At 72.0% G+C, this 8962-nt stretch carries 5 protein-coding genes; 2 read left to right on the plus strand and 3 right to left on the minus strand.

Features of this window, described 5'->3' with window-relative positions; genetic code table 11:
* The coding region (locus tag K206_RS41170; RefSeq protein ID WP_020204544.1) for an Hpt domain-containing protein at positions 1 to 4934 on the plus strand (4934 nt) is incomplete at its 5' end.
* A gap of 111 nt (positions 4935 to 5045) precedes the next feature.
* Here the strand turns inward: K206_RS41170 and K206_RS0121965 are convergent.
* The 3 genes from K206_RS0121965 to K206_RS0121975 form a co-directional block, all read right to left on the minus strand.
* Complete coding sequence (locus tag K206_RS0121965; protein WP_020204545.1) at positions 5046 to 6350, minus strand: MFS transporter; 1305 nt, start codon at positions 6348 to 6350, stop codon at positions 5046 to 5048.
* Between the two features lie 95 nt (positions 6351 to 6445).
* On the minus strand, positions 6446 to 6688 hold the full coding sequence (locus K206_RS0121970) for a hypothetical protein (RefSeq protein ID WP_020204546.1): 243 nt from the start codon (positions 6686 to 6688) through the stop codon (positions 6446 to 6448).
* Entirely contained in the window at positions 6681 to 8117 is a 1437-nt protein-coding gene (locus K206_RS0121975) for an aldehyde dehydrogenase family protein (RefSeq protein WP_020204547.1), read from the minus strand. The genes K206_RS0121970 and K206_RS0121975 overlap by 8 nt, the downstream gene beginning before the upstream one ends.
* A 236-nt stretch (positions 8118 to 8353) precedes the next feature.
* On the opposite strand from K206_RS0121975, the gene ppa reads away from it, so the two are divergent.
* On the plus strand, positions 8354 to 8881 hold the full coding sequence (gene ppa / locus K206_RS0121980; RefSeq protein WP_017228479.1) for an inorganic diphosphatase: 528 nt from the start codon (positions 8354 to 8356) through the stop codon (positions 8879 to 8881).
* Positions 8882 to 8962 lie beyond the last annotated feature (81 nt).

Below are 8962 nucleotides of genomic sequence, written 5' to 3' on the forward strand. Positions count from 1 at the left end.
ACGCCGCCGCGCAGCCCGCCGTGCTGGCCGGCGGCGCGCGGCGGGGGGGCGTGCAGCAGGAAGGCGCCGAAGGCGAGGACATCGGCATCGGCGCCGTCGCGCTGTTCCTCGGCCGCGCGCTGGCGCTGCCGTGGCGCGTGCATGGCAACACCGGCCACGCCGCGGCCACCGGTTTCGCGCAGCGCTGCGACGAGCTGGCCGCCTACCTGGGCGAGCGCCAGCGGGGCAACGCCGCGGCGCCCGCGCCGCGCTGGCTGGCGCAGATGGTGGAGCAGGCGCGCGCGCAGCGCCTGCGCGAGGCCGCCGTGGCGCAGCTGCGCGGCCATCTCGACAGCGGCGAATCCTGGCTCGACGCCTACGACCGCGACGCGGCCCGCCCCGAATCCGGCGCCCACCTGCGCGATGCGCAGCGCGCGTTCGTCGCGCTGGGCGCCACGCTGGAACAATTGCAGGACGCCGGCGCGCTGCCGGAGACGCTGCGCGCCGAGGCGCTCACCGTGGCCGCGGCGCTGCAGCGCGTGGCGCAGTCGCTCGGCCTGCTGGCCGGCGCGCGCGCCACGCCGGATGCTGCGCCGGACGCCGCCGCCGAGCGCGCCGGCTGGCTGGCCGCGATCGCTGGCGAGCTCGGCGCGGTGCATGCGTTCATCGACGCGCTCGCGTTCGGCCGCGGCGCCGCCGCCGACGCGCCGGATGGCGCGGAATACGATGCGGCCGGCCACGCCGCGGCGGAAGGCGGCGCGGTGTCCCACGCGGCCCTGCTCGCCAACGCGCGCGCGGCCGCCAGCGAGGTGGTGCGCCACCCGGCCGCCGCCGACGCGCCCGAGGTCAAGGCGCTGCGCGCCGCGCTGCAGGCGCTCAACGAGCAGGCGGCCATCGACGACGACGCCGGCCTGCGGCGCCAGGCCGACGAAGCCACCACCCAGCTCAATGCCTGGCTGGCCGGCTCGCAGGGCGCGGCCGAGCGCCTGGTGGTGGCGCTGGCGGACGCGCTGCCAGCCAATGTGGCGAGCGCGCCCGCCGCCGCGCCGGCGCCGCCGGCTGCCGCGGACAGCGCCGCCATCGATGCCGAGCTGCTCGACATCTTCCTCACCGAGGCCGACGAAGTGCTGGGCGAGGTCGCCAGCGACCTGCGCGCCGGCCTCGCGGCGCTCGGCGACGCCGATACCGTCAGCCGCCTGCGGCGCGCCTTCCATACGCTCAAGGGATCGAGCCGCATGGTCGGGCTGCACCGCTACGGCGAGGCGGCCTGGGCCATCGAACAGGTGATGAACCTGTGGATCGCCGAGGCGCGCGGGCCGTCGCAGGCGGTGGTCGACCTGCTGCTGCGCGCGCACGGCGAGCTGGCCGCGTGGGTGACGGCGCTGCAGGTCGATCCGCTGGCCACGCACGACACCGCCGGCCTGCTGGCCGCGGCGCAGGCGGTGCGTGCCGGCGAGGAGGCTGCCGCTGCCGATGTCGCCGCCGCCGCGCCGGTGGAAGACCCGGCCGCGTTCGCGGCGCCGGCCTTCGTGGACGGGCTCGCGCTGCTCGACGCGGACGGCCAGCCGGGCGGCGAGAGCGGCGTGGCCGCCGGACTCGCGGCCGAACTCGCGGGCGAACTCATGGCCGAATTCGTTCCGGGGTCCGAATTTGGGACCGGAAATGGGGCCGAATCCGGGACCGAAGCCGGGACCGAATCCGGGACCGGACCGGCAGCGCAACCCGCCGACCAGGCAACCGGCCTGACCGCCGACGACGAAGCCGCGGCCGACGCCAAGGTCATCCCGTTCCGCTTCGCCAGCACGCCGGCCGAGCAGAACGACCATTTCAAGGTGATCGGCCCGGTCCGCATCAGCCTGCCGCTCTACAACGTCTACCTGCAGGAAGCCGACGATCTGGTGCGCCAGTTCGCCACCGACGTCTCCGAATGGCGCCACGAAGGGCGCCCGTGCCCGAGCGAGCTGGCGCTGCGCGTCGCGCATACGCTGCAGGGCAGCGCCTCCACCGTGGGCCTGGAGCCGGTGCGCGCGATCGCCGAGGCGCTCGAGCGCCTGATGCTGCAACTGGGCACGCATCCGGTGGCCATGCACCCCGGCGATTTCCGCCTGCTCGAACAGGCGGTCGAGCGCGTGCGCGGCATGCTGCACCAGTTCGCCGCCGGCATCTGGCCGGATGCCGACGACGCGCTGTGCCGCAGCCTGGCCGAGCTGGGCGAGCGCGCCATGGTGCGCCCGCGCCTGGCCGTGCCGGAATCGGCCGGCATGGCGCCGGAGGCGGAAGGCGCGCCGGTCGCGCTGCTGTTCGGCAAGCCATCGTCGCCATCGTCACCGTCGTTTGCCGAGGCGCAGGACGGCGCGGCCGGGTTTGCCGCGGCCATCCCGCTCGTGCCCGAACCCGCTTCCGCGCACGCGGCGGCGCCGCTGGCCGAGGCGGCCAACGAAAGCATCGCGCCGGACGGCGAGGCGCCGCTCGACCCCGCGCTGGTCGAGATCTTCCTCGAGGAAGCCCACGGCAGCCTGCCCGAGCTCGGCCGGCTGCTGCGCGGCTGGGAAGCCACCGCCGGCGACGGCCAGGATGCCCGCCACGCCGGCCTGATCCTGCGCGCCCTGCATACGCTCAAGGGCAGCGCGCGCATGGCCGGCGCGATGGCGCTGGGCCAGGCCGCGCACGAGATGGAGACGCTGCTCGACGCCGCCGTGCGCGGCGGGCGCGTCGACGCCGCGCTGTTCGCGCGCCTGTATGCCTGGTACGACCGCATCCTCGCGCATGGCGAGGCGCTGCAGGGCGGCCGCCTGCTGGCGGTGGACGACCCCGAGCTGATCAATGCCGGCGACGCGCAGGTTGGCGAGCCGGAAAGCGGCGTGGCGGCCGAGGTGCGGTCCGATGTGCAGTCCGATATGCGGACCGAAGCGCCGGCCCTGCTACAGCTGCCGCAGGCCGGAGCGAGGCCGCTGCCGCCGGGCGCGGTGGGCGTGGGCATGCTGCAGCCCGCCACCGTGCCGGTGCCGGCCGAGACTGGCGAGCGCCTGCGCGCGCTGGTGCGCGTGCAGGCCCGCACGCTCGACACCCTCATCACCGACGCCGGCGAAGTCGGTGCCACGCGCGCGCGGCTGGAAAGCGAGCTCGACGCGCTGCGCAGCTATCTCGGCGAACTCAACGACAACGTGGCGCGCCTGCGCGGCCAGTTGCGCGAGATCGAGATCCAGGCCGAGTCGCAGATGGCGTCGCGCATCGCCGACGCCCAGCATTCGCAGGACTTCGATCCGCTCGAATTCGACCGCTTCACGCGCTTCCAGGAACTGACCCGCATGATGGCCGAGTCGGTCAACGACGTGGCCACGGTCGAGCAGAACCTGCAGCGCGGCTTCGACCGCGCCACCGGCGACCTCGACGCGCAGGCCCGCCTCACGCGCGGCCTGCAGCGCAGCCTGATGCAGGCGCGCATGGTGCAGTTCGACGCGCTGGCCGAGCGGCTCTACCGCGTGGCGCGCCAGGCCGCCAGCGAGACCGGCAAGGAAGTGCGGCTGCTCATCAAGGGCGGCACGGTGGAAGTCGACCGCTCGGTGCTGGACCGCATGGCCGGCCCGATCGAGCACCTGATCCGCAACGCGGTGGTGCACGGCATCGAGCCGGCCGAGGTCCGCCGCGCGGCGGGCAAGCCGGCCGCCGGCGCGCTCACGCTCGAGGTGCAGCAGGAAGGCAACGAGGTGGTGCTGCATTTCGTCGACGACGGCGGCGGCCTGGACCTGGCGCGCATCCACGCGCGCGCCATCGAGCGCGAGCTGCTCTCGGCCGACGACGACGCCGGCGAGGCGCGCCTGACCGAGCTGATCTTCGCGCCCGGCTTCAGCACCGCCGAGTCGGTGTCCGAGCTGGCCGGGCGCGGCGTCGGCATGGACGTGGTGCGCGCCGAGACCGTGGCGCTGGGCGGGCGCATCGCGCTGGCCACGCAGGCCGGGCAGGGCACCCGTTTCACCGTGCACCTGCCGCTGACCACCGCCATCACGCAGGTGCTGCTGGTCACGCTGGGCGGGCGCCAGTTCGCCATCCCCAGCGGCATGATCGACCAGGTCCAGCAACTGCGCTCGCAAGGCCTGCTCGAAGCCTACAACCGCGGCCGGCTCGACGCCGCCGGCGGCGAGGTGCCGTTCTACTACTTCGGCACGCTGCTGGAGGAAACGCCGGCCATCGCCGCGGGCCGCAAGTACTCGCCCGTGGTGGTGGTGCGCAGCGGCGCCGAACGCATCGCCGTGCACGTGGACGAAGTGATCGGCAACCGCGAAGTGGTGGTCAAGCACATCGGCCCCCACCTGGCGCGCCTCGAAGGCATCGCCGGCGCCACCACGCTCGGCGACGGCGAGATCGTGCTGATCTACAACCCGGTGGTGCTGGCGCAGCGCTTCGTGCGCGAGCGCGGCGAGCCGCCGCGCCTGCCGCTGCCGGGCCTGGAGCAGGCCGCGCAGCAGCCCGCGCTGGGCGCGGTGGCCGAACTGGGCCACGGCGGTGCCGCGCCGGTGGCTGGCCTGGGCACGCAGCCGACCATCATGGTGGTGGACGACTCGCTCACCGTGCGCAAGGTCTCGCACCGCCTGCTGACCCGCGCCGGCTACCAGGTGGTGCTGGCGCGCGACGGCGTGGACGCGCTGCGGCAACTGCAGGACGTGATGCCCGACGCCATGCTGGTCGACATCGAGATGCCGCACATGGACGGCTTCGACCTGACCCGCAACGTGCGCGGCGACAGCCGCACCGCCCACATGCCGCTGGTGATGATCACCTCGCGCACGGCGGAAAAACACCGCCGCTACGCCGCCGAGATCGGCGTCAACGTGTATCTGGGCAAGCCGTACAACGAGGATGAACTGCTGACCACGCTGCACCACCTGCTGGGCGAGCGCGCCGCGGGCACCGCGGGCTCGGTGGCGCAGATGCTGGGAGACGATGCGGGGAATTGAGGCGGAGGCGGGCCAGCTCCGGCCCTCTCCCCCGGCCCCTCTCCCGCGAGCGGGAGAGGGGAGCACACCGGCGGAAACTGCATTCGCCGGCGGCCCGGTTTCTCCACTTGCCTACTTGTTCACCATCTTCGCCGGCACCGACAAGGTCAGCGCCGCGCCGGCCACCAGGCACGCGGCCAGCAGGTACATGCCCGAATCCGTGCTCTGCGTCAGGTCCTTGAGCCAGCCCACCGCGTAGGGGCTGATGAAGCCGGCCAGGTTGCCCAGCGAATTGATCAGCGCGATGCCGGCGGCCGCGCCGGTGCCGGCGAGGAACGCCGTGGGCAGGCTCCAGAACAGCGGCAGCGTGGTCAGGATGCCGATGGTGCCTAGCGTGAGCCCGAACAGCGCCAGCGCGGTGTTGCCGTGCCAGTGCACCGACAGCAGCAGCCCCGCCGCGCCCACCAGCGCGGGGATGGCGATGTGCCAGCGGCGCTCGCGGTTGCGGTCGGCGCTGTAGGCCACCAGGATCATGCCGATGACCGCGCAGCCGTAGGGGATGGCGGTGAGCAGGCCGATGTCGAGCGTGCTCTTGACGCCGGTCTGCTTGATGATGGTCGGCAGCCAGAAGCTGACGCCGTACAGGCCCATCACGAACGAGAAGTAGATCGCGCTCATCAGCCACACGCGCGGGCTGGTCAGCACCTGCCTCACCGGCGCGTCTTCCTTGTGCATGTCCTCGCTGGCGATGTTGCGCTGGAGCAGCGCCTTCTCGTCCTCGCCGAGCCATTTGGCGTGGGCGATGCGGTCGTCCAGGTAGGCCAGCACGATCAGCCCCACCACCACCGACGGCACGCCTTCGATCAGGAACATCCACTGCCAGCCGGACCAGCCGTTGTGGCCGTCGAAGGACTGCATCACCCAGCCCGAGAGCGGGCCGCCGATCACGCCCGAGAGCGCGATGGCGGTCATGAAGAAGGTGGTGGTGCGCCCGCGCCGGTGCGCCGGGTACCAATAGGTCAGGTAGAGGATGATGCCGGGGAAGAAGCCGGCCTCGGCGATGCCGAGCAGGAAGCGCAGCACGTAGAACATGGTCGGCGTGGTGACGAACATCATCGCCGCCGAGATCAGGCCCCAGGTGATCATGATGCGCGCGATCCAGATGCGCGCGCCCACCTTGTGCAGGATCACGTTGCTCGGCACCTCGAACAGGAAGTAGCCGATGAAGAAGATGCCCGCGCCCAGCCCGTAGATGGTCTCGCTGAACTTGAGGTCGCTGAGCATCTGCAGCTTGGCGAAGCCGACGTTGACGCGGTCCAGGTAGGCCACCACGTAGCACAGCAGCAGGAAGGGCACGAGGCGCCAGCTCACCTTGCGGTAGGTGGCGTCCTCGAAGGCGGTGCCGGAGGCACCGGGGTGTACTGCGGTCGTAGTCATGCTGTCTCCTCTGGGATTTGCTCTCTCTGGTTGCACGATACCGCTGGATGTGGCGCCGCTCGGCGCGGCGCCGGGAAACCGTTCCGTGTCTTCTCCTAATGGGCGAACGGGCCGCGCCCGCGCAGCGCGTTGGCCGTCATCATCAGCGCCAGCAGGAAGGGCAGCGCCACGTAGAGGCACCAGTGCACGCGGTCGCCCACGGCCTCGCCCCACTTGCGCTTGAAGACCTGCAGGCGCGGCATGCCGGAGGGATTGGTGGCGCGCTTGTTTCTGACGTGCCACGCCATCCAGAAAAAGAAGATGGCGAAGGCGACCGACAGGAAATTGATATTACCCATGTTGTATGGCGATGGTTTTCAGTGTGGTGAATCCGTACAGGGCCTCGAAGCCCTTCTCGCGGCCGTGGCCCGACTGGCCGGTGCCGCCGAACGGCAGCTCGACGCCGCCGCCGGCGCCGTAGTTGTTGATGAAGACCTGGCCCGCGCGCAGCTTGCGCGCGAGGCGCAACTGGCGCGCGCCGTCGCGCGTCCAGATGCCGGCCACCAGCCCGTAGGGCGTGCCGTTGGCCAGCGCGACGGCCTCGGCCTCGGTGTCGAACGGCGTGGCGGCCAGCAGCGGGCCGAACACCTCTTCCTGCGCCAGCCGGTGCGAGGGCGGCACGTCGCGGAACAGCATCGGCACCTGGTAGTAGCCGGCCTCGGGCGCCTCGGCCACGATCTGGCCCTGCGCCATCGCGGCGATGCCGGCGTGCTGCGCGTCGGAGACGAAGTCCCACACGCGCTGCTGCTGCTTGCGGCTGATCAGCGGGCCGCATTCCAGGTCCAGCTCCGACGGCCCCACGCGCAGCGCTTCGAACACCGTGGCCAGGCGGTCCAGCACGGTGTCGTAGAGCGCGCGCTCGACCAGCACGCGGCTGCCGGCCGAGCAGGTCTGGCCGGCGTTCTGCACGATGCCGTTGACGATGACCGGCACCAGCGCGTCGAGGTCGGCGTCGGCGAACACGACCTGGGGCGACTTGCCGCCCAGCTCCAGCGTCACCGGCACATGGTTCTCGGCCGCCATCTGCGCGACCTGCCTGCCGGTCTGGGGCGAGCCGGTAAACGAGATGTGGTTGATGCCGGGGTGGCGCGCCAGCGCGGCGCCGGCCTCGTGGCCGTAGCCGGTGACGATGTTGAGCGCGCCTTCGGGCAGGCCGGCCCCGGCGGCCAGTTCGGCCACGCGCAGCAGCGACAGGCAGGCGTCCTCGGCCGGCTTGACCACGCAGGCGTTGCCGGCGGCCAGCGCCGCGCCCACGCTGCGCCCGAAGATCTGCAGCGGGTAGTTCCACGGGATGATGTGGCCGGTCACGCCGTGCGGCTCGCGCACCGTCAGCACGGTGTAGCCGGGCTGGTAGGGGATGGTCTGGCCGTGCAGCTTGTCGGCCGCGCCGGCGTAGAACTCGAAGTAGCGCGCCACCGCGCGCGCGTCGGCGGCGGCCTGGCGCAGCGGCTTGCCGGTGTCGCGCGCTTCCAGCGCGGCGAGCTCGGCCTCGTGCTCGATCAGCACCAGCGCCACGCGGTTGAGCAGGCGCGCGCGCTCGGCCGGCGCCATCGCGCCCCAGGCGCCTTCGGCGGCCTGGCGGGCGGCGTGGACGGCCACGTTGATGTCGACGGCGTTGCCGCGCGCGATCTCGGCGAAGGGCTCGCCGCTGGAGGGGTCGAAGACCTTGATGCGCATGCCGGAATCCGGCGCGATCAGGCGGTTGGCAACGAAATGCTGGGCATGCATTGATGGGGCTCCGGCTGGATGCGACCGCCGCCGTGCGGCTGGCGGTGCGCCTGTCGATGCGTGGTTCGGACAATTCAGCATTATCACCCAGCGCGCGCGGCCCGCAAGGCACGCGGCCCGGGCCGGCCGCCATGCGGTCCCCAGGGCGGTCCCCGGCCGGCAATCGTCAGGGCCGGGTCAGCTTCGAACCGCTATAATGCCCGCCATCCACAAACACAGGCATCTGGAGAACTCGCATGAGCTTCAACCTCGTCTCCCCGGGCAAGGACATCCCCAACGATTTCAACGTCATCATCGAGATCTCGGCCCAGAGCGATCCGGTGAAGTACGAAGCCGACAAGGAAACCGGCCTGCTCTTCGTCGACCGCTTCATCGGCACCGGCATGCGCTATCCGGCCAACTACGGCTTCATTCCCCAGACCCTGTCGGGCGACGGCGACCCCGTCGACGTGCTGGTGCTGTCGCCGTTCCCGATCCTGGCCGGCGCGGTGGTGCGCTGCCGCGCGCTGGGCATGCTGAAGATGACCGACGAGTCCGGCGTGGATGCCAAGCTGGTGGCCGTGCCCCTGGACAAGCTGTCGCCGGCCACCGCCTTCATGAAGGGCCTGTCGGACGTGCCGCAGAACCTGCTGGACCAGATCAAGCACTTCTTCGAGAACTACAAGGCGCTCGAAGCGGGCAAGTGGGTCAAGGTCGAAGGCTGGGCCGGCATCGAGGAAGCCCACAAGGAAATCACCGACGGCGTGGCGAACTACAAGAAGTAAGCCGAACCCGCCTGTCGCCGGCGACGCGCCCCCCGAAGCGGGGCGCGCCGCCGGACCCCGACCCGCCACGGCGGGGTTTTT

Origin of the sequence: Cupriavidus sp. WS (assembly GCF_000395345.1) — a bacterium.
In the GTDB taxonomy this organism is placed as follows: Bacteria; Pseudomonadota; Gammaproteobacteria; order Burkholderiales; family Burkholderiaceae; genus Cupriavidus; species Cupriavidus basilensis_B.